Consider the following 23579-nt stretch of genomic DNA (forward strand, 5'->3'; position numbering starts at 1 on the left):
CTTACTCCCTTTCCTTTAAAATATCCGTGAGTCTTATCCTTCTTACAAACCGCGTCTGGGCCAGCAAAGAAGCCCCTGCCATTGCAAGACAGGTAAGAAATGCAATCCCATAACAGGATGGCCGTATAGCCAGTTCAATGGTATAGGAATCCGATATGACCAGATGCTCCACAAGGTATTTCACCCCAAGACTCCCAAATACTCCTAAAGCAATTCCCAGAATGAAATAGACCACCTGTTCAAACATGAGAATCCTTCCGATCTCTTTATCCGTTCCTCCCATGATGATAAACGTACCAAGCTCTGCGATCCGTTCCCTGATATTGATCATGGAAATATTATAAATGAGAATTCCTCCTGCCGCCACAGCCATAAAAGAAAACATCTGGACCATTGCCATCATGCTGCCCATGATGTCCCGGTAGCTCTGGGTGATGCGTCCGGTATCCACCATCCAAGTCACACGGCTGGTTTTTAAAAGCTCTTCCCGGACGACCTTAAGCCTGCCCTTTTCCACCTTTAAAAGAACGGTTCCAGCCATTGGTACAGAATCAAAAAAACGGGAAAAACCCTTTGCCGATATGTAACAGCCGCCTCCCAGGCTCTCCTTTATGACAGCTTTAACCGGAACCTTTACCGCTTCCGCAGTCAGGCCGGGAACGGATACTTCCATAATATCCCCTTCCACCAGATGAAGCTTTTCTGCGATCCGGCTGTTTATGATAATCCCATCCTCCGGCGGATCATAAAACCGGCCGTAGAGATCCATGATCCTCCACATGCCGGATCCCCGGTTCAGTCCGTAAATCATGGCAAATTCCGACAAATTTTCGTGCTTTAATTCCACTGCCTTCTGGATGACCGCTTCGCTTTTCTCCACTCCCCTGATTCCTTCCCCTGCCGATTCCCCGCGGATGGGGGACACATAGCGGTCCAGGGATATTTGTATGTCATAGGTCTGCACCTTGCTGAACTGATCAAAATACATCTGATCCGCCACTCCTCGAAAGGAAAAAAGCACGGAAGACATGGAAAAAGGAAATGCAATGGCCAAAACGATCAAAAATCCGCGAAAAGGATTCCTCACCACGGAGCGCAGGCCCATTTTTTCCATTGCGCCAAGCCTGGAGGCCAAAAAACCGGGCAGCTTTAAATTCCCGGCGGAAGCAGGAGCCTTCGCCCTCATGGCCTGGGCCGGAGTGATCTTTAAGATTCCCCTGACCCCTAAGTAAACTGCAAGGAGCCCGGTTCCCACCGCGATTCCCATTCCGCTTATCCTTGTATTCATGTAGCTGTGATAAACCGTGTCCGGCAGATTAAAAAAGTCCACATACATCAAGAACATATACCGGCCAAAGGGAACCGCCAGAACACTTCCGGCCAGAGCGCCTAAAACCCCTACTTCAGCTCCCTGATAAAGGTATGCCAGTATCAGTTCCCCGTCTCTCATTCCAAAGGATTTCATAGTGCCTATAAGGCTTTGATCCTTGTCTATCATCTTTTTTAATACCACATAAAGCATGAACACTGAAATTGACATAAACAGGATGGGAAGCACCGTTCCCATGGAATACAGCTCATGGATCTCTCCCTGTACCATATTATAACTGGCCTGGTTTTCCTTAGAAGTGAGAGAAATCAGACCATACCCGGAAAGACGGTCCATTAGCTGATATCGCACGTCTTCATAGGTATAACCTTTCGCCAGCCGGAATCCCAGCTCATTCACGGAATCCTTTTTCCCCGTTAATTCTTCCATCCTGTTTTTTTCTATGCAGGCAATGTCGTAAATCTCTCCATCGGGAATCATGGCTCCTCCGGGAGGTATGGCATATATGTATTCCGGCCCATAACAGGTTCCGGCCAGTTCACATTTCACGCTTTTCCCATCAATCATCAGGGTGAGAGGTGTTCCGTTTCCGTATCCATATATTCCGGCCATCCGGTTTCCCAGATAAATGCTGTCTTTTCCCGTTACTGTCCCTTTTAACATCAGCCTGTTTAAAGAATCCGAGGGATCGTATGACAGCAGATGCACCGTTACGATTTCCGTCTGGGAAGGAGCAAACAGCCTTACATCAACGGCCATTTTCCCGGATACCTCTTCAATCCCTGGAATCTCCTTTAACCGTTCCAGATCCACCTCAGAGATTCCTGAAACCTGGGCAAATACATCAGCCATGGCGCTGCTGTCATAGTAACGCTGCACCTGATCCCCTAAGTTTCTCAAGGTGTCCATCATAGCCACATAGACAAATATGCCGATGGCGATGATGAAAACCGCCCCCAGAAAAGACCCAGGGTTTTGCCTGGCGCACCGGACTACGTTCTTGCGGAAGCTTTTCACTACCAGACCACCTCCTCCGGCTTTAAGGGTCTTTCATTGACACGGATCTTTTCCAGACATCCATCCTTAAAATAAAAAACCCGGTCCGCGATCCCCGCAATGTTCTCATTGTGGGTGATCAAAAGCACCGTCTTTTCATACTGTCTGTTAAAATCCGACAACAGCTTTAATATCTGGCTTCCTGTGCTGCTGTCCAATGCCCCGGTGGGTTCGTCGCAGAGCAGGATATCAGGATTCTTACACAAGGCCCTGGCAATGGCAACCCTCTGCTGCTGCCCTCCTGACAGCCTGCTTGGAAAATGGCTTGCCCTGTCTAAAAGCCCCACCTGCCCAAGCAGCGTTTCCGGATCCAAGGGATCCTCGGAAAGCTCTGCCGCCAGCTGCACATTTTCCAGCGCTGTCAGTCCCGGCATTAAATTATAAAACTGAAAGATAAACCCGGCATGAGCCCGTCGATAGGCCGTAAGGCTCTTTAAGTCTCCCCAGGAAAGAGGCGTGCCATCGTAATAAACAGCTCCGCTGGTAACCGTTTCAATCCCTCCTAATATATTTAAAAGGGTGCTTTTCCCAGACCCGCTGGGTCCCAGAATCACGATAAATTCCCCTCGTTGAATCTCAAACGACACATGCTTTAAAGCTTGGACCTTGACCTCACCTGCTTCGTAATCCTTGCAGATCTTTTCCGCCCTTATCAAAGCTTCCATAAATCCCTCCCTCCTTTCTCTTTCCCAATCATACACCCTTGTTATTAGCAATGCAATCATCTGTTTATATCACAACATGATTGTTTTTATCAACAATTATTATTTATATGTTCAGAAGAAAAAAGAGACAAAAAAAGACGCCGGAATCCTAAATTCCGGCGTTCTTTCTTTTATTCCTCTTCTTTATAGCCATAGCAAAGTCCAGACACTGATCATAAACGATTACCGCTTCATGCCCCAGTACACCTTTTCAGCCGTAACAGGCAATTCCCTTACTCTTACTCCGACTGCATTGGCTACTGCATCTGCAATGGCAGGTGAAGGCGTATTGATCACGATCTCCCCAATGGACTTAGCTCCAAAAGGTCCTGTAGGCTCATAGCTGCTTTCAAATTCCACCCGGATATCGCCTACATCCTGCCTGGTAGGAAGCTTGTACTGCATGAGGGAATTCTGCAGCATCTGTCCCTTGGAAGAATAGGTAATATCTTCATACATTGCCATACCAATACCCTGGGCGATTCCGCCCTCGGTCTGGATTCTGGCCAGATTGGGATTAATGGTTGTTCCGCAGTCCACAACCGCCACATAGTCCAAAAGTTCTACCTCACCGGTCTCCTGATCCACTTCGACTTCAGCCATTCCCACCATAAAAGGAGGCGGCGATACAGAAGAGGTATGGCAGGCACCGGCAGTGAGCATATCTTCATTGAAGCACATGACTTTGTTTCCTATATCTTTTAAGGATATTTCCAGTTCTCCCGATGGCTGGTAAACCCTCATTCCGTCAAATTCCAGGGAATCCTCCGGGCAGTTAAGATACTCAGCACCTTTTCTCAAGATCTTTTCCCGCATTTCTCCGCATGCTTTTACCACAGCCATTCCGGTTAAGTACATGGTGCTGGACGCATAAGAACCGGAATCATAAGGAGAAACATCCGTATCCGTTCCATGGATCACGATCTCATCAAGATCACATTCCAGGCAATCAGCCGCCACCTGGGCCAAGGTGGTATCACAACCCGTTCCCATGTCGGAAGCGCCGATCATAAGGGTGTAAAAACCGTCATCATTCAGGCGCAGCTCCACAGAAGCCACATCAACGCCGGAAATGCTGGATCCTTGCATGGCCATAGCTACGCCTACGCCCCGCACCTTTCCATTTCCCATGTCGACCCTGGGATACTTCTCATCCCAGCGGATCATCTCCTTGGCGCGGGCCATACACCGGTCCAGAGCACAGCTGTTTAAGGTTTCCCCATAATAGGCAGGCATGATATCGCCTTCCTTTACCATGTTTAATTCCCTTAATTTTACAGAATCCATTCCCAGCTTTTCCGCCAGCTCATTTACCGCAGATTCTACCGCAAATATTCCCTGGGTTGCTCCGTATCCCCTGTAAGCTCCTGATGACATGTAGTTTGTATAAACAACATCATATGCAAAACGGAAGGCTTTCGGCGTCCGGTATAAGGGTATGGATTTATGTCCGGATAAACCTACTGTAGTAGGGCCGTGTTCCCCATAAGCTCCTGTATTTGACAGAGTATATACATCGATTGCCTGAAGGATTCCATTCTTATCCGCTCCCACACGCACATGGACTTCCATCTCATGGCGGGGAGAAGAGGCGATTTGAGACTCATACCGGCTGTAGATCATCTTGGCCGGTCTGCCGGTCTTCATTGTCACGATTGCCGGATATACCTCAGCCACCACCGTCTGCTTTGCGCCGAAGCCACCGCCGATCCTGGGCTTGATCACGCGGATCTGGGATTTTGGAATATCCAGGGCATGAGCCAGGATTCTCCTCACATGAAAAGTGACCTGTGTGGAGGCCACCATATTGAGGCGTCCATAAGCGTCCAGGTAAGAATAGGCCCGGAAGGTCTCCATCATTGCCTGCTGATTCGCCTTTGTATGGTATACCTGTTCCACCACATAATCACACTGCTTTAATACCTCATCGACGTTACCATGCTCTTCCCCGCCGGTAGCACATAAATTTCTTTTATTATCCGCACCTACCGGACAGAGGCTCAGCCAGTCCTCCTCCGGATGGACTAGCACCGGATGATCCTTTGCCTTCTTAAAATCCAGTACCGGTTCCAAGACCTCATATTCCACTTTTAAAAGGCGCAGGGCATGGTCCACCGCATCTTCCGTCTCACCGGCTACAATGACCGCCGCATCCCCCACAAAGCGCATTCTCTGGTCCAGAATCAGCCTGTCATAGGGACTTGGCTCCGGATAGGACTGACCCGCCATGGTGAATCTCTTCTGAGGGACATCCTTATAGGTCAGGATACAGGCAATTCCAGCCACCTTTTCCGCCTTTTCCTTATGGATCTCCTTGATCAACGCATGAGCATGAGGGCTTCTTAAGACTTTAACGATGAGACAGTCTCCGGGAGCCAGGTCATCGGTATACACAGGCTTTCCGGTCACAAGGGCCATGGCATCCTTCTTTTTCACAGAAGTATTTACCGTACGCATTTTATAATTCATCCCTTTTTTCTCCTCTGCTTAAATATTTCTTTATAGCCCGAAGCTGTCCCATATAGCCGCTGCACCGGCATAAGTTTCCGGCAAGATACTCTTTAATCCCCTCTTCATCAAGGACCTCTTCCATCTCCATTGCCAGCACGTTCATAATAAGCCCAGGGCTGCAGAAACCGCACTGCTCTGCTCCTTCTTCCGCCAGATATGCTCCAAACGCCTTCGCTTCCTTTTCCACGCCTTCTAAGGTCACTACCTCACAGCCATTTGCCCTGGCAGCTAATAATGAGCAGGACAGCCTTGATTTTCCATTTACCAGCACCGTACAAAGCCCGCAGTTTTCTGTTTCACATCCACATTTTACGCTGTAGCAGCCCTTCCTTCTAAGAAGCTGGAATAAGGTGGTATCATCTGCGATTTCCTCATACGTCATTTTTCCATTCAGTGTAAATTCGATCTCCATTTACCGTTCCTCCTGATCCAGCGCTTCTAAAAGCCTTTTTATATATATTTCAGCCAAATGCTTCCGATAAGCCCCGCTTCCCCTCATGTTGGTGCCGTAGGTAAAGCCTTCTGATGCTATTTTCACAAGTTCTTCCTTAAGACAATCCTGGCTGTCATCAAGCACGACCAGCTCCGCCTTTGCCGGCCTTGCTCCGACCGAGACATAGAGCTTTCCAGCCTTTCTGGCCACACAGCAGGCAATCACAGGAAAATCTGTCTTTGATATGCGCTGGGAAGTATAGGCTGCTTTTCTTCCATCCTTTTTTATATGGATGCGGACCAGGATATCCCTGTCACTCTTCATCCGGCAAAATTCTTCCAAAGGAACCAGGCCTCCCTTGTACAGCTCCACATAAGTATCAAGGGCCAGAAGGCAGGTAATGATATCAGAAAATCCAAACCGGCCGAACACGCTTCCTCCTATGGTCGCTCCGTTGCGGAACTGGACTCCGACAATCGAACGGGTGCACTCTTTAAAAACACCGTTAAAGCATGCGTTCAGTCCTTCATGGGTTTCCAGCTGGCGCAGGGTACACATGGTACCGATAGAAAACTCGTCTTCCCTTTCTTCAATCCCATCAAGCCCCAGTCCGGATAAGTCCACCAGAGTCATCCGCACCCGGCTTTGTACCTTCAGCCACATCATGCCTCCGCCTATGACACTGCTCTTCTTCTGATTCAGCGCAAAGGCCTCCTCCAGGTTTTCTGCTTTTACATAATTTTTAAATCGAATCATTAGAACTGTCCTCCTGGCTCCCAAGCTCTCATCGTTGTCTGCTGGCCGTTTTTCCCTTACCTATCAGTAAAATACCACTTTATTTATTAATAACACTTATAAACATTGCATTATATATTAGAAAAACCGAAAAGAGTATATCATACTCCTTCCGGTTTTGACAATGGCTTTCAGGGTTTTTTATTAAATTCGTCAAAATTCGACAATAGATTCTCCTATCAAGGCATAAGCATATTCAGGACTGGCTTCAAGGCACTTGGAAAATCCTTCCACTGTTTCAGAAAAACTGATCCCATGAGCCTTAAGTTTTCCCATATCCATGGTTAGGTTTCTGGGATTGTCCCCGGCCCCAGTTTCATCCGGGATCACAAAGTTCCCTCTGTTCCCGTTTTTATCAAGCATCTGAAAGACTCCGCTTCCTATTTCATAAGCGGAAAGGGTACTTTCACTGCCAAAATTATAAATTCCGCCAGGCAGGTCCATGGCCGGCTCTATATTTTTCACAACCTCCTGTACCCAGGTAATACCGCGGTAATCGGAAACTGAAAGCCTTATGGGGCGGTTCTGCACCATGGATCTTAACAGATTGGTAAGTAAGTTTGAATTGCTTTTAAGGCCTCTGACCGGGAAATCATACATCCAAGAAAGTCGAAGACAGATTCCCCCAGGCAAAATCTCCAGAATCTCATCTTCCGCCTGCTTTTTATGGGCTCCGTAAACATTGATAAGAGGGACATCATCCGTTTCTTTATTCGGTCCTTTTTGTCTGCTGCCCCCATAAATCTGATCCGAGCTCATAAAGAGCAGCCTGCTGCCATTTTCCCTGCATGCTTTAGCTATGTTAACGGACCCCCTTAAGTTCACCGCCTCAGAAAGCAACCGGTTCTCCTCACATACCCTGGTGTCTGAAATTGCAGCGCAATGGATCACTACACCAGGTTTATGATCTTTTATATATTCCCCTACTGCCTCTTCATCCGTAATATCTAAGTTCCTGTGGCCCACACGGATCACATCATAATCTCTTTCATAATATGCAGCAATTCTTCCTCCAAGGAAGCCCCCGGATCCTGTGATCATGATTTTTTCCTTCATCCTTATCCCTCCCTTTTTTTAACAGTATATCACATCTCCCTCACGGCTCCAACAGCCTGTATGATCTATAAACAGAAAAAGCCCCGGCCGGCTTATCAGCCGGACAGGGCTTTTTCTATATATAGCAACTGCTGGAATGCAGCTTATTTCTCTGTAGTTTTTTTGGATCCCTGCGGTCTTAAAAAGATGCAAGCCAGAACACTTACGATACAGACTGCAGCCACCGGCTCCGCAAAGATAAAACGGAGAGCAGCAGGGAAGTTTTCCTTCACTGAATCGGCTAAATTACCCACACCAAAGCCAAGACCGAGCGTAATGGCAAGGATCAGGCTGTTTATATCGTCTAAGCCTTCCTTTAATACCATCTTTACACCATTTAAGAAAATCATGGCGAAAACAGTGATTACCGCACCGCCCATAACGCAGTTAGGCATTGCATTGAAAATCGCGCCGATTTTAGGGAACAGGCCTGCAATGATCAGAACTATGGCGCCGATCGCAATACAGAACCGGTTAATAACCTTCGTCATTGCAATGATACCTACGTTCTGGCCGAACGCTGTGTTTGGAAGAACATTGAAGACACCTGCAAATGCACAGCTTACAGCATCAGATATAATTCCGCCGGAAATCTCTTCTGCAGTAGCTTCGCGTCCAAAAGCGGAAATGGTGATACCATTTGCATTGCCCATGGTCTCAAGACCTGCAACCACGTATACCGCAAAGAACGGGAAAATGATGTCGGAACGGAACAGCGGTTTGATCATAAATGGCATCGGAACACTGAACCATGCTGCACTGGTAACAGTATCAAAATTCACCATTCCTGCAAAAGCAGCCACGATATAGCCGACGACGATACCAACTAAAATAGCAGTCGCCTTTAACATACCGGTTGCAAAACGGTTGAGGAGAACAATGACCAGCAGTACGATGCCGCCAACCAGCCAGTACTTTCCTGCACCGATATCCTTTGCGCCTGCACCGCCTACAAAGTAGGTAGCTCCTGTCGTAAGCAGCTTAATACCAATGGTAATAAGAACTGCACCAACTACCAGCGGCGGGAAAAATCTTTTCAGAGGCTTTAAGAAAATGCCCATGAGCAGCTCGATTAAGCTTCCTGCGATTACACCACCCAATACGTAACCCATAGCTTCAACCGGAGCGACCTGTTCTGCCAGCAGCTTTGCCCCAAGCCCCTGCATGGTAGGAACGAATGCAAATGCTGTTCCCATAACGATGGGAAGGCGTGCACCTACCTGAATAATTCCCAATTTCAGCGGGTAAAGCTGAAGAAGGGTGGCAATTCCGGATACAAACATAGCGCACTGAATCATCATAATCCGTAATTCCGGAGGAAATGGTGCATCTTGTGTGCTCATAGCGCCGGTCAGGATAAAGATTGGAGCCAGGTTACCAACAAACATTGCCATAACATGCTGAAGACCAAGAGGAACCGCAACTTTTAACGGTGGTCTGCCGTCCAGTTGGTAAATAAGATCATATTGCTTTGAATTATCCATTACTACACCTCCATATATAGTTGACAGCGAATTTTGTGCTGTTTTGACGAAAAAAAGAATAACACAAAAAAATTTTTTGGTCAACAAAAAAACTTTTTGTTTAACAGAAATATAACATAGGCCTTCCTAAGAAAAAATTGCCATAATAATTCAGCTGATTCTGACCACAATATAGATGTAATAATCAATCAAGGAGGGTTTACCCATGTTAGTAAACGGAAAGAACGAATGTATCGAATGCTCCATCGATAATTGCGCTTATCATGCAAAAAGCGAAGATTATTGCACGCTGGAGAGAATTAAAGTGGGAACTCATGAGCAGAATCCTACAAAGAAGGAATGTACTGACTGCGAATCTTTCAAGAACCAGGCATAACAGCAAAATTTTAATTTCCTCCTAAAAAAACTGCGTGGCTTTTTTGCCACGCAGTTTTTCATAATATGGGTAATAAATTACATCCTTATTTCACTAGCTGTTCTTCCAGATTATCGTATTTTGAACTTAAGACAATGACATCAATACGCCTGTTTTGGGCTCTTCCTTCCGGTGTACTATTGTCTGCCACAGGTTTAAACTCGCCATAACCGACTGCAATCAGCTTGTCTGGCGAAAAATTACATTTATTTATAAAAATCTTTACAACATTGACAGCTCTTGCCGTAGATAACTCCCAGTTAGAAGGATAGTTGCTGTGTTTGATGGGAACGTTATCGGTATGGCCCTCAACACGTATATAATTATCAATCGTATTCAGAATGCCCGCTACTTCAACCAAAGTATCCTCACTTTGCTTCTTAATTTCCGCACTCCCAGAGTCAAAGAATATGGCATTATTCAGTCTGATTACAAGACCGCGCATATCAATCATGGTTGATACCGATTGATCCATGCCGTGATTATGCAGTTTTGTGTCGAGCTCGGTTTTTATATTTTCCAGTTTTTTGAGCTCATACTCTCCCAAAAAGCTTTCCAGCTCGCTTTGAGTTTCAATATTTAAGGGACCGCCTGCCGGTGCTCCGGTTCCACCGGAACCAGTTCCTGATGCCACTCCGGCAGCATAGTTCTTATCCATCATAGATCCTGCAAACTGTTCGGAAATCTGCTGTGCTTTTTCCGAATCGATCTTACTGACAGCAAAAAGTACAATAAAAACTGCCAGCAGCAGGGTCATTAAATCCGAATATGGCAGAAGCCATGCTTCGCCTGCTTCTTCTTCCTGGTGTACATGCTCTCTCTCTTTTGACATACGTGATCACCTTAACCCTTTTTGCCCTGATCAGATGTTGGGTCCTGCTCAGATAATTTTTTCTGCTTGGATTTCGGAAGAGCGGCAAGTAACTTTTCCCTGAGTATAAAGGGGGAATCACCATGTTGCATGGAGAGTACACCTTTTATAATAATTTCTTTCGCCATTACTTCCTGCTGGCTTTTTACTTTAAGCTTTTTTGCAAATGGGTTCCATAACACGTAGCCGGTGAAAATACCAAGAATCGTAGCAATAAATGCCGCAGCAATTGCTTCCGCCATTCGCTCTGTATCGTTAATTGATGACATCGCAGCGATCAAACCAAATACTGCACCTAAAACACCAAGAGTAGGAGCATATGTACCTGCCGATGAAAAAATACTGGCATTAATTTCATGTCTCTTTTCCATTGCAGCAATTTCCGTTTCCAAAATCTCTTCGATCAGTTCTTCCCCTGCACCGTCAACAAGCAAACGAATTCCCTTTTTTAAAAAAGGGTCTTGAAGTTCTTCTGCCTTGGCTTCCAGGGACAAAAGCCCCTCTGAGCGGGCTTGTTTTGATAGGTTATACATTAATTCAATCATCTCGGATTCAGAGGATCCTTTTTGTTTTGTAAAAAGAACTCTGAACAGCGATCCGATGGATTTAATATTCTGCCCTGGAAATGAATTCAAAATTGTGGCGACAGTTCCGACAATAATAACAAAAAAAGCTGCTGGGTTCATAAGGACTGAAAATTCAATGTGCTTAAAAATCATAGCGCCGACAACGGCGACAACGCCTACTATAACTCCCAGGATGGTGGTTATTTCCATAGTTTCTCCTTTGTGTAATCCGAATTAGTAGTTATTCTATTTATTAGGCAGAGCAGGACCAATACGCTCAACCCGTTATAGTATAATATATTTGTTACTGTTGGAGTATTAAATAATTGTTAAAAATAGGAAAAAGACTGCCATGAACGAGTTTTTATCAGATACTGAGCATAATAATCCATTTCTTGCACAAAATCCGATAAAAATTCTCTCATGGCAGCCTCTTATTTATATTTCTTTATTCATACAGCGGATATTTATCACAGATCTTTGTTACTTCACCTCTAATGTAATCAGCTTTACCATCAAAATCCGTAGCTGCCAACCAGATGCACTCCGCGATTTTTTCCATATCCTCTTCCTTTAAGCCTCTTGAGGTAACAGCCGGAGTTCCCACGCGGACACCGGAAGTCACAAACGGGCTTCTTGGATCATTTGGCACTGCATTTTTATTCAGAGTAATATAAACCTCATCACAGCGGTTCTGCAGTTCCTTTCCGGTTACTTCCATTCCTCTTAAGTCGATCAGCATCAGATGATTATCTGTACCGCCTGTCAGGATGTTGAATCCCTGCTTGATCAGGGCAGCAGCCAGAGCCTTTGCGTTTTTTACCACCTGCTCCTGATAGGTCTTAAACTCAGGCTTTAAGGCTTCCCCAAAGCAGACGGCCTTACCGGCGATTACATGCTCCAAAGGACCTCCCTGTGTTCCGGGGAAAATAGCCTTATTGAAGTTAAATTTATCCGCAGCTTCCTGGTTAGCTAAAATCATTCCGCCTCTCGGTCCACGGAGAGTCTTATGAGTGGTCGTTGTCACTACATCTGCATAAGGAATAGGGCTCTCATGAACTCCTGCCGCAACAAGACCTGCAATATGTGCCATATCTACCATAAGATAAGCGCCCGCCTTGTCAGCAGCCTCCCGGAATCTCTTAAAATCAATGGTTCTTCCGTAGGCACTGGCGCCTGCAACAATTAATTTCGGTTTGTGTAAAATGGCAAGCCTTTCCATCTCATCATAATCAAGAAAGCCCTCATCATCTACGCCGTAAGGGATAATATTAAAATACATACCGGAAAAATTAACAGGGCTTCCATGGGTTAAGTGACCGCCATGGTTTAAATTCATACCCAAGACCGTATCCCCTGGCTGCAGCATGGCAAGAAAAACCGCCATGTTGGCCTGAGCCCCGGAATGAGGCTGGACGTTGGCATAATCACAGCCAAATATCTTTTTTGCACGTTCTATGGCAATGGTCTCAACAATATCTACATCCTCACAGCCGCCATAATAACGCTTTCCCGGATAGCCTTCTGCATACTTATTAGTAAGCACTGTTCCCATTGCCATCATAACCGGTTCTGAAACAATATTTTCCGATGCAATCAATTCCAGATTTCTTCTCTGTCTTGCGCACTCCTTTTCAATGGCTTCTCCCACTTCTTTATCATAGCCGGTGATAAATTTCATAACCTCATTTACCATGTCCATTCCCTCGCCTTTCCTTATGTTTATTTAATCACCACAGTTTCATATTAGAAAACTGAGGCTGAATATTACACTTCCTGTCACAAGTTTAATTCATAGTGAATCTTTTTGCAAGGTATTTCATCTATATTTACTCCGCTATAGACTCTTTGGAATCTTATAATTCCTTATTACAATCTGCAGATTCTTATTCCCGTTATATTCATTTACAGCAGGATAATAGATTACATCTAGGACCCGGCTGTCTCCAAGCTCTTCCAAAAAAGAATCTCCGTCAGCAAACAGCATGGCATCCATTGGCGTCCCCTGGTCCGTGGCAAGAGAAAACTTAACGACATTTCTGTTTTTCCCCAAAACACGGACACTTCGGATATAAAGACCCTTTTGGGCAAACAAAGGCTTCTCATTGCCCTGGCCAAATGGTTCTAGGAGCTCCAGTTCTTCGATCAACGGTTCATCTATGTACTCCAGAGGCATGGGAACATCGATCCATACCTTTCGTATGAAATCCTCTTCCGTCAGCCTTGCCTGTTCATTTAGGCATTTCCTGAATTCATCCACATGCTCTTTGGGAAGGGATAAGCCGGCTGCCATCGGATGACCACCGAATTTTAACAGCAGATCCTTCACCTCAACCAGGGCGTCAAACATATGGTAAGTCTCAATGGAACGGCCGGAGCCTTTGACGCACTCCTCCCCATCCGTCAGGACAAAAGCAGGTTTCTGGAAATACTCCCTCAGCCGTCCGGCAATGATCCCTGCCAGGGATTCATGACACTCCGGTAAATACACCACCAGAACTTTATCCTCTCCATAAAGGGCTTCCACCTGTTCCACTGCCTCCATGGTCCCCTGTTTTGTCATGGTCTTTCGCTGGTCATTTAACGCTTTTAATTCCAGAGCCATTCGATCTGCCTCTTCTTCCTCCCGGCAAAGAAGCAGGGATAAGGCCAGCTTGGCCGTCTGAAGGCGGCCTCCCGCATTTAGGCAGGGTCCGATTACAAACCCGATCTGATAGGCAGTGATCTGATCCTTGTCCAGATCATTCCTTTCAATAAGCTTTAAAAGTCCCAGGCTCTTTGTCTGTCCGATCCGTTTAAGCCCTTCCTTAACAATGATCCGGTTCTCATCCTGAAGCTTCATCACATCGCCCACGGTTGCGATGGCAGCGAATTCCACCATCTCAAGCCATTTCTCCAGAGGCACATGAAATTCCTCATAAAGAGCCTGAACCAGTTTATAGGCCACCAATCCTCCGCAAATATCAGGAAAAGGATACTGGCACTCCTCCTGTTTTGGGTTTACCACCGCATCTGCGGGAGGCAGAATCTCCTTGCCGTCCTCCTTCATAATATCATGGTGGTCCGTGATAAGAACCGTAAGACCCAGCTCCTTTGCAAGCCTGATCTGCCCCACTGCGGCGATTCCGTTGTCACAGGTGAGTATGGTATCAATGCCATCTGCTGCCGCTGCCCGGATAATGGATTCATTGATTCCATAGCCATCCTTTAAGCGGTCCGGGATCTCATAATCCACCACAGCTCCCACCTGAGACAGAGCCTGGTACAAAAGATAAGTGGAGCAGACTCCGTCAATATCATAATCCCCTACGATCCTTATAGGCCTTAATTGCTCTGTCTTTTCCTTAAGGATCGCCACGGTCCGGTCCATATCCTTAAGAAGATGAGGGCTATATAGATCCTTTAACCCGCCGTACAAGTATTTCTCCACCGCTTCATGCCCCATCACATTCCGGTTTCTTATGATTCTCGCTGTTACCGGGGTGATGCGGTAGCATCTTGCCATTTCTTCAAAATCAGCTCTTTTTGTCTGAAGCATCCATTTCTCTTCTGCCATGTTTCGTTATCTCCCTGCAAACGGCTCTTTTGGCCAGTTCTTCCTTTTCGTTTTCTGCTGGTAAGTCTCCTGTTACCCCTTCCTTTCGCTTTTTAGCCGCATCAAGCCGGCTCATTAAGCTGGTAATGGAATAGAGGATGGGCGCAAAATCACCGCGGTAAGCATGCTCACAGGTGGATTTTACTTCAAAATTCTCACTTCCAATCTCCTGGAACAGATATTTCTCATCATCGATAATGTGTTTAAGCCGCTTAATCAGCTGGTTGACGGAATTAGTCAGAACTCCGATTTCGTCTTTGGAACGGTATGGAAGATATACCTCCAGATCTCCGTTGGCAACTCTTCCGGTCCCTTCTACAAGGGCTTTCACTGGTTTATCAATGGCTATTATTATATAAATGATCAGGAGAGAAATAATCCCACTGATCATGCAGATGGTTATGATTTTTATTTTCGTAAGCTGATCATAAAGATTATCACCTTGAATGCTGGCCGCCTCAGACCCTTTGCGGTTAAAATCCGCCACCTTTAAAAGTCCGTTACTTGCATCATCAAATAACTGTCTGGAATCCCCTATGATCATATCAAATGCTTCCTGTGTGTGGTTCTGGCGGCTTATGACAAGCAGACGGCCGCTATACTCCAGGTACTGATTCCATTCTTCTTCCGCCTTTACTATGAGCTTCCGGTCCGATTCATTGGTGATATAAAGCTCATAATCCGTAAAACCACGGGCGATATCTTCCCGGATCTGAGCCATTTCTCCCTCCAGCCGGTCCATATCCCTGCTGTCGCCGGTGATAACGTGGTTATATTCCTTAATGCGGTAGTCTGATGTTCTGGTATTCAGTTCCTCGGCAATGATAATTGCCGGTACCCAGGACTGGGAAATTTCAGTACTTGCTTCGTTGATCTGCCTGGCTGTTATTATAGAATCCGATCCCATAAAAATAAGTCCTGCTATACTGATTCCGCCTAAAAGCAGGAGTTTTGTTTTAATTTTAATATTTCTGATAAATTTCACCTTCATAACGCCTTAGTTCTCTCCTCCTTAACCGGTAATCCGGTAACTCTCTTTCCACAATCTCCCAAAATGCATTGGAATGGTTCATTTGAATGCGATGCGCCAGTTCATGCACCACCACATAATCGGCCAGTTCTTCCGGAAGAAGCACAAGCCTCCAGTTAAAATTCAAATTCCCCCTGGCGCTGCAGCTTCCCCACCGGGTCGCCTGATCCCGTATTGCAATTTTCCCATAGTCCACATTCATGATTGCAGACCAGGTGGCCGCTTTTGCCTCTAAATAACCTCTGGCTTCCCGCCGGTACCAAAGCTTCACCGCCTCTTTAACCGCTGCTTCCAGCTCTTTCTCCTCATAGGACGCAGCCGGACCGGAAACCACCAGCTCCTCCTTTGTATCCTGTATACAAAAAGCTTTTTTCTTATGATCGGACTTAATATGAAGGATCCGGCACTTTCCATAAAGAAGCACAGATGCCCCTTCCGTCCAATGAAAATCCGTCCTTCTCTGTGACGCTATTCGGATCTTTTCCACCTGTGCAAAGACCCAGTCTCTGTTCTTCTGCGCCAGCTCATGCCCTGCCTTAAAGGGAAGGCGCCTGGGAAGCCTTACGAAAACCTCTCCCGCTTTCGTGACCTGCAGGGCCATGGTACGCCTGTCTGATTTTATGATCCTGTAAGAACATTCGCTTCCATCAACAAAGGAAATCACACCTGTTTCCCCTCTGCTGTCAGGACCTTTTGCTTCCATATCTCTGATTCCCAACCCTATTTCTTCCTCTTTTCTCTTTCCTCTGCTTAAACTCGTATTCCCAATTATAGCGAATAAATGGAAAAGAAACAATACATAACTGAAAGGTCTGAATCGCAAAATAAGAGAACCCGGCAGGCAGGTTCCCTTATAACTGTCTTCCTACATATCATTCTTATTCCTTATGTTAAAAAACCGTCAGAGATTTCTTCCAGTCTTTCCTGATCCACAATCCGATACCCCTTATCCTTTTTTAGTATTCCGTCATCACAAAATTTTTTCATGACAAAGAGTACGTGACGGTAGCTGATGTTCATATACTCCGAAACCTCCGTATGAGATATGGTGTATTTCCCGTTCTGCTGATATTTAAGTATAAAGGAAGCAAGTCTCTTTTCCAATGAATAATTTAAGTATTCACTCAGCCGGTAGCTCCTAATCATCAGCTTATTGGAAATAGAGGACGCAAAATAAAAGGATACATCTGCCTTCTCTTTGCAGATCTGCCTTAACCGATCCAGTTCAAATTCCAGACAGATCACATCCTCTATCACTTTATTTTCTTTGATATAATCTTCCTGGCGGAATATGGAAAGTTCCCCCAGCCAGTCGCCCTTACCCGCAAAATCAAGAATGGAACGGCGCCCGTTCTCATGGTCAATATAGATTTTCACCATTCCCGATAGAATCAGATAGCAATGGGTGATACTCTCATCCACATGAAAGATATTCCTCCCCGCAGGAAAATGCCTTTCCTCCCCGGCCGCCGCAAGGCTGTCTGGTATTTCATATATATTGTGTTTTTCCATATATCTCTATCAACCTTTATTCCCAATATGATAATTCTCATAGTCATCAGTCTGTATTTATGGTATCATATTCCCGAGGTGAAAACAATGAGCAGAAAAAAAATAAACGACCTGGCCATAACCATTATATCCTTTTTGTTTTTTGGCTTTGGGATATCGCTGCAGCTAAAAGCAGCTATCGGGCAAAGCGTCTTAAACGCATTGGCAGTAACATTATCTTACACCATTCAATTGAAGGTTGGCACCATACTCAATGGGATCAATACGTTGTTCTTCCTATCCTATTTACTTTTAAGACGTTCCCGTTTAAACTATAAGGATGGGATACAGATTATTGCAACCATTGCAAACGGATACATCATCAACCTGTTTCTGTATCACTTACTTTCTAATTTTACCGTGGAAAACTATTTTTACAGAGTGATCCTTTATTTAATCGGCATTATAATTGCTTCCATCAGCCTGGGGGCCGTACTTGCAATCGGAATCGTAAAATTCCCTCTGGAAAGTATGTGCCTTATCATTAGTGAAGCCTATAATAAGAAGTTCACCGCTGTCCGTATGAGCTTTGATGTGATATTTTTAATCCTCACTTTATGCCTGACCTTATTTTCACATACCCCGCTGCAAATAAGGGAAGGAACCGTTATCAGCATTCTTCTCCTGGCACCGCTGCTGGGGATCTGTCTAGACTTTTTTAAGAAACATTTAACTATGGAGGAAAAAATACATGTATCAGATTTATTTACTTGATATAGACAATACCCTGCTGGATTTTGACGCTGCCGAAGAGCAGGGCTTTATAAAGATGATCCAATCCTATGATTTGGAATTTAAGGATGAAATGCTGTCCCAATATAAAAAGATGAACCGTCATTTATGGGACTTATTAGAGCAGGGAAAGATCGGAAGAGAAGAACTTCTTAACACCCGCTTTCATGAATTCTTCCGCCTTTATGACATGGAAATTAACGGAGAAGAGGCGGAAGGGCGTTACCGTGGGCATCTTGGAAACAACTCCGATTTAATCCCTGGCGCCAAGGAAACCCTGATCAAATTAAACGAGAGGGGGAAACATTTATACACTGCATCAAACGGTGTTTATTCCACCCAGATCCAGCGTCTTAAAAACGCCGGTATCTTTCATCTTTTCGAAGGAATGTTTATATCGGAAAAAGTGGGTTATGAAAAGCCATCCCTTCATTTTTTCCAGCACTGTTTTAAAAATATTCCGAACTTTGAAAAAGACAAGACCATCATGGTAGGAGACAGTATATCCTCTGACATTCAGGGTGCAGTGAATGCAAACATTGATTCCTGTCTTTTTAGCAGCTCCCCAGAGCCCCTGTCAACAGCCGCAACTCATACCATTCACGATATAACCGAATTGTTAAACCTTTAACTTCTTCTATTCCATCATTGCCCGGCAGCTTCCGCTGCCGGGCTTTCTGGTCAATCAGGTATTCCCAATCCGGGCCCCTGCTTTAAGGGGTTAAATCCCTTTCATGAACTTTGACGGCGATTTCAAGGTGTACTTCTTAAATACCGCACAAAAATGCTTATAATCCGTAAATCCTGTTGCATCGGAAACCTCGCCGATCCGGTATTGCCCGGTATTTAACAGAACAATGGCCTGGGAAATCCGGTACTTGTTTAAAAAGTCCAGGAAGGTCTGTCCGGTCACCTCTTTGAACTTCCGGCTTAAGTAGCTGGCGCTGACTCCCAGCTTATCTGATATGGATTCCACGCTCAGCTTGTCTCCATATCCTGACTTAATCTCCTGGATTGCCTTTGAAACATATTTGTTTTCTGAAAGGTCCAGCTGTATATAGTATTCCAGGTTCATGATCCCCGCGTCTGATTCCGCCTGCTCCATCACATACTCCACCTGGCGGCTGTTTGCGATTTCTTCTCCCAGCCTTTTCATAAGGACCGCAAGCTTTTCTTCATCCACCGGCTTTAACAGGTATTCACTGACCCCGGCGGATATGGCCCTTCTTGCATATTCAAATTCCGCATAGCTTGTCAGAAGGATGCTTTTAAACTTCACGCTCTTAGAGGCTTCCTTTATCATCTCGATCCCATCCATAAACGGCATGCAGATATCTGCAACAACTACGTCAGGCTTATGCTCAAGGATCTTTAAAAGCCCCTCCTGTCCATTTGCCGCCTCAGCCACCACCACGCAGTCCATGCCCATCCAATCCGTGGTATAGATCAGTCCCTTTCGGATAATATCCTCATCTTCTGCTATCATCACCCGTAACATTATACTTCCTCCCTTTGTGCCGGAAGGGTCACCACCAGTGTTGTGCCAAGCCCTTCTGCACTGCGTATCTCCACTCCATAAGGCCTTCCGTAAAGGATCCTGCACCGTCTGTGAATATTATAAAGCCCGGAATGCCGTTTGTTGTTTTCTTCCTGCTCCAATAAGGCCTGAATGTCACTTAAAACTCCTGGAGTCATTCCAATCCCGTCATCCCTGCAGATCATGATCAGCCGGTCTTCGTGAATATAGGCCTTAAGCTCCACCCTTAAATTTTCCTGGTTGCCAAACCCGTATTTGACTGAATTTTCGATCATAGGCTGCAGCACCAATCTGGGAATCCGGCAGGATAGTACCTCTTCTTCCACGTCAATCACATAGGAAAACCGGCGGTTAAACCGGTATTTTAAGATTGTCAGATAATTCTCCAGGTGCTCTAAATCCTCTTCCAGGGTAACCTCCGTCCTGCTGCCATCCAGGCTGTAACGCAGCAGGTTAGACAGGCTGAACACCATCTTCCCGGCTGTCTCCGGCTGGATAATGCACATATACCGGATATTTTCCAGAGTATTAAACAGAAAATGCGGATTAAACTGGGATTCCAGCTGCTTATTCTGAGAAGCTGCCACCAGCTCCGTCATCTTTCTGTTATTCTCCATCTGCAGCTTTAAGCTGGCAATGGTTTCCCGGTATGCATCTGCTATGATCCGAAATTCATTTTCACTTTCTATCTCTATGGATGCGTCTAAATTCCCATCTCTGGCCTTTTCCATGACATGAAGGAGGAGGTAAAAATCCCTGGTCTTCCGTTCCGTCACCTTCTTCGTGCTGATCAGTACCCATATGGTCATCAGCACAAGAGCCGTAATGATGAGAGCACTGCTAAGCCCCAGGGAAAACACGATATTCTGGATATCTGTTACAGAATAGATTAAAAACATGTTATGGTATGCCGGATGAACGGATATGAGAAACATCTTCTTTTCATAAGGCAGATACCTGCCTGCCGTCTCAAGCACCTTTAACACCTGGCTGCTGCTGTTCACCAGATAATAATTGCTGCTTAAATAAACCCAGCCAAACCGGTCGGCAATGATGGTTTGGCTTTCTGACCGGTCAAGCGCCGGCTTAAACTGGCTGCTGTTAATGGTGAAGATTAAGTATCCCGCCTTTTTATCTCCCCGCATTACTGCCATGCCCATAGCAATATCCCGGTCCTGGCCTTTCCAGGCTTCCATTAAGCGTACTCTGGTTTCCCCCGGATTCTCATCCATGGCTCCGAACAATCCCCAGCGGATATCCTCCCTGCCTGATAAGTAATCCGGGATATCCTTTCTTGTGGATAACAGCACCCGCTTCTCACCGTCAAAAACATACAGATCAGCCTTATATCCCAACTGGCCGGACATTCCGTAAAATTGCTCAAACACGGCCATCCGTCCGGCTGCGCCGGAATCCCTGTCAAAAAGCAGGTCAGATTCCGAAAGCACATCAAGTTTCTTCTCATACCCTGTAAGAACCTTTTCCAGTTCCTCCGCCACGAAAGCATTGTGGGACTCATTCCCGCTTTTTTTTCCATAGAGCAGGACCGCAAGAAAAACCAGGGTACAGATCAGGGTAAAACCTACTGCCGGAATGATAGCATATCCCATGATCAGGCGGCGCAGCTCATCTTTGAAATATCGTCCCTTTTTCATGCTCCCTCCCTATTCTAATTCAGGGTGCTTTGAAAAACCTCTGAAAAGCGTCTCAGCCATTCCATTTTGTTCTCCTTCACCACGCCTTCCTCGTCATAAATGATGTGGATCGCCTGTTTATCCAGCAGATACTCCGGTTCATTTACATCCGTCCTTACGGAACGCCTTCCAAGACTTTCAGAAATAACCGTCTGGGCATCCTTACCCGTTACAAAATCCACAAACTGCTTTGCCGACTCCATGTGGCCGGAGCCCTTAATGATGCATACTACATCCGGTTTGGATATTACACCCTCCTTCATATACACCACACTGACCGGATATCCGGAAGCAATGTAGTGAGCTGCCCCCTCTTCAAAGGTAAGTCCTACCGTATAGCGCCCCTCGGCCACTCCCTGATATACTTCAGAGGAGCTTTGTAGAAGCTTTCCATCCAGGTTTTTACAGAATGCCTCCACATAATCCCAGCCAGCCTCCGGTTCTCCTCCTCCCATGGCATAAAGCATATTGATCAGATGCTCAAACGCCGAGGATGAAGTAGAAGGATTGCACATGGCAATCTTTCCGAAAAGCTCAGGCTTAAGAAGGTCCCCATACCCTTCTATGGCAATATCTCCAGCAAGATTGGTATTCACCATGAGAAGGCTTGGAACATCAGTAAACCGGGTCATGTTTCCTTCCTTATTCCTGTAATCTTCCTGGATCATGGATTCATTTTTGCTGATATAAGGCTCAAACAGCTCACTTTTAGCCATGGTGGTAGACAGGGAGCCCCCCCAGAAGATATCACATCTGGGTTCCTTCCTGTCCTCCACCATGTTTAACAGTTCTCCCGTCCCTCCCGTGCATACCTCCACCTTAATCCCTGTCTGTTCCTCAAATTCCGATACAATGGGATTAATAAATTCCAGCGGATGAGGACAGTACACCACCAGTTCCTCATCCTTATGAAACTCTGCTGGCACCATCCGGGAACTGCGGTCGCAGCCTGCCAGACAGCCAATGCACAAAAGGGCCGCAGCACATAAGGTCCAGCCTCTCATCGTCCCTGTTTCCTGCCCTTCTAGCTTATTATTATTATTCTAACACAGTGCTACAGGATGTAAACACCCTTTGGATCAAAATCCAGATAAGCTTTTTCACCCACTTCATAGATTCTACGGTTGACCGGGTTATAATCCGTAATCTGGATTTCCATATCTCCCACCATGATCTGATAGTACTGATAAGACCCCATGAAAGTGGATAAGGTGACCAGTCCCTCTAAAATGCCCTGCTCCGCCAGGATCGCTCCCTCCGGCCGTATCACCAAAGTCGCCTCATCTCCGGAATGTGCTCCTGCAAAATTGTTTACCTGGAACTCTTTGCCTGCCACAGAAATCATGGCTTTTTCTCCTTCTTCTGATAAAACCTTTGCCTTTAAGAAGTTGGCTTCTCCGATAAAATCAGCCACAAATCTGGAAGCGGGATGATAATAGATCTCCCTTGGGCTTCCAATCTGTTCCACCTTGCCTTTGCTCATGATGATGATCTTATCGGAAATACTCATGGCCTCGGACTGGTCGTGGGTCACATAGATCGCCGTAATCCCGACCTTCTGCTGTATCTTTCGGATCTCAGTCCTCATGGTTACCCTCAGCTTTGCATCTAAGTTGCTTAAAGGCTCATCAAAGAGTAAGACTCCCGGTTCTATGACCAGGGCTCTGGCTAATGCCACACGCTGCTGCTGCCCGCCGGAGAGCTGGTTTGTCATGCGGGTCTCCATCCCTTCCATTTCCACCAGCTTTAGTATATTCATGACCCGTTCCCTGATCTCTTCCTTTGGAACCTTCCGGATCTTAAGACCGTAGGCCACGTTGTCAAACACGTTGTAATGAGGCAGAAGGGCATAGCTCTGAAACACCATGGCCGTATCCCTTTTATTGGGAGTCAAATGGTTGATTGCCTCTCCTCCCAGATAAATTTCCCCTTCGTCCGGGCTTTCAAAGCCCGCGATCATTCGAAGGGTAGTCGTCTTGCCGCAGCCTGACGGTCCCAACAGGGTAACAAAGGTTCCCGGCTCAATATCCAGAGAGGTATCCTTTACTGCATAAAACTCCTTACCTGTCTTTGGATCCATGTATATTTTTGAAATGCGTTCCAACCGAACGCCTTTTTTCTGTTTTTCCATGTTATATTCCTCCTGTTTCTTCTTTCCTGCCCACGTTTTTTGGCATAGA

The 23579-nt window shown here is 45.9% G+C and carries 21 protein-coding genes; 3 read left to right on the forward strand and 18 right to left on the reverse strand.

Going from position 1 to position 23579, the window contains the following annotated elements; translation table 11 throughout:
• Position 1: 1 nt before the first annotated feature.
• The 7 genes from BMX69_RS16350 to BMX69_RS16380 all read right to left on the reverse strand — a co-directional run bounded on the left by BMX69_RS16350 (position 2) and on the right by BMX69_RS16380 (position 9408).
• A complete protein-coding gene (locus BMX69_RS16350) occupies positions 2 to 2347 on the reverse strand; it encodes an ABC transporter permease (protein ID WP_100042941.1) in 2346 nt (781 codons plus the stop codon).
• Positions 2347 to 3051: an ABC transporter ATP-binding protein gene (locus BMX69_RS16355; RefSeq protein WP_100042942.1), complete on the reverse strand. Its 705-nt coding sequence runs from the start codon at positions 3049 to 3051 to the stop codon at positions 2347 to 2349. The genes BMX69_RS16350 and BMX69_RS16355 overlap by 1 nt, the downstream gene beginning before the upstream one ends.
• 222 nt (positions 3052 to 3273) lie before the next feature.
• Positions 3274 to 5547 (reverse strand): xanthine dehydrogenase family protein molybdopterin-binding subunit, encoded by a 2274-nt coding sequence (locus BMX69_RS16360; protein WP_054790166.1) that lies wholly within the window; start codon positions 5545 to 5547, stop codon positions 3274 to 3276.
• 1 nt (position 5548) lies between these two features.
• Positions 5549 to 6013, reverse strand: a complete 465-nt coding sequence (locus BMX69_RS16365) for a (2Fe-2S)-binding protein (RefSeq protein ID WP_025229932.1) — start codon at positions 6011 to 6013, stop codon at positions 5549 to 5551.
• Positions 6014 to 6790, reverse strand: coding sequence for an FAD binding domain-containing protein (locus BMX69_RS16370; RefSeq protein ID WP_100042943.1), 777 nt, complete (start codon positions 6788 to 6790; stop codon positions 6014 to 6016).
• A 192-nt stretch (positions 6791 to 6982) separates the two neighbouring features.
• On the reverse strand, positions 6983 to 7885 hold the full coding sequence (locus tag BMX69_RS16375; protein ID WP_054790034.1) for an SDR family oxidoreductase: 903 nt from the start codon (positions 7883 to 7885) through the stop codon (positions 6983 to 6985).
• A 143-nt stretch (positions 7886 to 8028) separates the two neighbouring features.
• Positions 8029 to 9408, reverse strand: coding sequence for a uracil-xanthine permease family protein (locus tag BMX69_RS16380; protein WP_054790033.1), 1380 nt, complete (start codon positions 9406 to 9408; stop codon positions 8029 to 8031).
• A gap of 205 nt (positions 9409 to 9613) precedes the next feature.
• Between BMX69_RS16380 and BMX69_RS16385 the strand changes: the two genes are divergently transcribed.
• Positions 9614 to 9784 (forward strand): DUF1540 domain-containing protein, encoded by a 171-nt coding sequence (locus tag BMX69_RS16385; protein ID WP_100042944.1) that lies wholly within the window; start codon positions 9614 to 9616, stop codon positions 9782 to 9784.
• 85 nt (positions 9785 to 9869) lie between these two features.
• Here BMX69_RS16385 and BMX69_RS16390 read toward each other — a convergent pair whose 3' ends face one another.
• The 7 genes from BMX69_RS16390 to BMX69_RS16420 form a co-directional block, all read right to left on the reverse strand.
• Positions 9870 to 10655, reverse strand: a complete 786-nt coding sequence (locus BMX69_RS16390; RefSeq protein WP_092242988.1) for an OmpA/MotB family protein — start codon at positions 10653 to 10655, stop codon at positions 9870 to 9872.
• Between the two features lie 11 nt (positions 10656 to 10666).
• Complete coding sequence (gene motA / locus BMX69_RS16395; protein ID WP_100042945.1) at positions 10667 to 11470, reverse strand: flagellar motor stator protein MotA; 804 nt, start codon at positions 11468 to 11470, stop codon at positions 10667 to 10669.
• Between the two features lie 238 nt (positions 11471 to 11708).
• Positions 11709 to 12956, reverse strand: coding sequence for a serine hydroxymethyltransferase (gene glyA / locus BMX69_RS16400; RefSeq protein WP_100043879.1), 1248 nt, complete (start codon positions 12954 to 12956; stop codon positions 11709 to 11711).
• Positions 12957 to 13097: 141 nt separating this feature from the next.
• Complete coding sequence (recJ, locus tag BMX69_RS16405) at positions 13098 to 14816, reverse strand: single-stranded-DNA-specific exonuclease RecJ (protein WP_100042946.1); 1719 nt, start codon at positions 14814 to 14816, stop codon at positions 13098 to 13100.
• Complete coding sequence (locus tag BMX69_RS16410; protein WP_100042947.1) at positions 14776 to 15846, reverse strand: MCP four helix bundle domain-containing protein; 1071 nt, start codon at positions 15844 to 15846, stop codon at positions 14776 to 14778. Before BMX69_RS16410 ends, recJ begins: the two co-directional genes overlap by 41 nt.
• A complete protein-coding gene (locus BMX69_RS16415; RefSeq protein WP_242941279.1) occupies positions 15818 to 16603 on the reverse strand; it encodes a M48 family metallopeptidase in 786 nt (261 codons plus the stop codon). The genes BMX69_RS16410 and BMX69_RS16415 overlap by 29 nt, the downstream gene beginning before the upstream one ends.
• A gap of 167 nt (positions 16604 to 16770) precedes the next feature.
• Positions 16771 to 17397: a cyclic nucleotide-binding domain-containing protein gene (locus BMX69_RS16420; protein ID WP_100042948.1), complete on the reverse strand. Its 627-nt coding sequence runs from the start codon at positions 17395 to 17397 to the stop codon at positions 16771 to 16773.
• A gap of 87 nt (positions 17398 to 17484) precedes the next feature.
• Between BMX69_RS16420 and BMX69_RS16425 the strand changes: the two genes are divergently transcribed.
• Entirely contained in the window at positions 17485 to 18150 is a 666-nt protein-coding gene (locus tag BMX69_RS16425; RefSeq protein WP_100042949.1) for a YczE/YyaS/YitT family protein, read from the forward strand.
• Complete coding sequence (locus tag BMX69_RS16430; RefSeq protein ID WP_100042950.1) at positions 18128 to 18799, forward strand: YjjG family noncanonical pyrimidine nucleotidase; 672 nt, start codon at positions 18128 to 18130, stop codon at positions 18797 to 18799. The genes BMX69_RS16425 and BMX69_RS16430 overlap by 23 nt, the downstream gene beginning before the upstream one ends.
• Before the next feature lie 90 nt (positions 18800 to 18889).
• Here the strand turns inward: BMX69_RS16430 and BMX69_RS16435 are convergent, their stop codons facing one another.
• The 4 genes from BMX69_RS16435 to BMX69_RS16450 are packed head-to-tail and all read right to left on the reverse strand — an operon-like array spanning position 18890 to position 23530.
• The gene (locus tag BMX69_RS16435; protein WP_025229944.1) at positions 18890 to 19666 is read right to left on the reverse strand and encodes a response regulator transcription factor; all 777 of its coding nucleotides are present in this window, start codon (positions 19664 to 19666) and stop codon (positions 18890 to 18892) included.
• A complete protein-coding gene (locus BMX69_RS16440) occupies positions 19666 to 21360 on the reverse strand; it encodes a sensor histidine kinase (RefSeq protein WP_054790029.1) in 1695 nt (564 codons plus the stop codon). The genes BMX69_RS16435 and BMX69_RS16440 overlap by 1 nt, the downstream gene beginning before the upstream one ends.
• Before the next feature lie 14 nt (positions 21361 to 21374).
• A complete protein-coding gene (locus BMX69_RS16445; protein ID WP_054790028.1) occupies positions 21375 to 22403 on the reverse strand; it encodes an ABC transporter substrate-binding protein in 1029 nt (342 codons plus the stop codon).
• 50 nt (positions 22404 to 22453) lie between these two features.
• Positions 22454 to 23530, reverse strand: coding sequence for an ABC transporter ATP-binding protein (locus BMX69_RS16450; protein WP_100042951.1), 1077 nt, complete (start codon positions 23528 to 23530; stop codon positions 22454 to 22456).
• Between the last annotated feature and the right edge of the window lie 49 nt (positions 23531 to 23579).

Source organism: Lacrimispora sphenoides JCM 1415 (genome assembly GCF_900105615.1).
In the GTDB taxonomy this organism is placed as follows: domain Bacteria; phylum Bacillota; class Clostridia; order Lachnospirales; family Lachnospiraceae; genus Lacrimispora; species Lacrimispora sphenoides.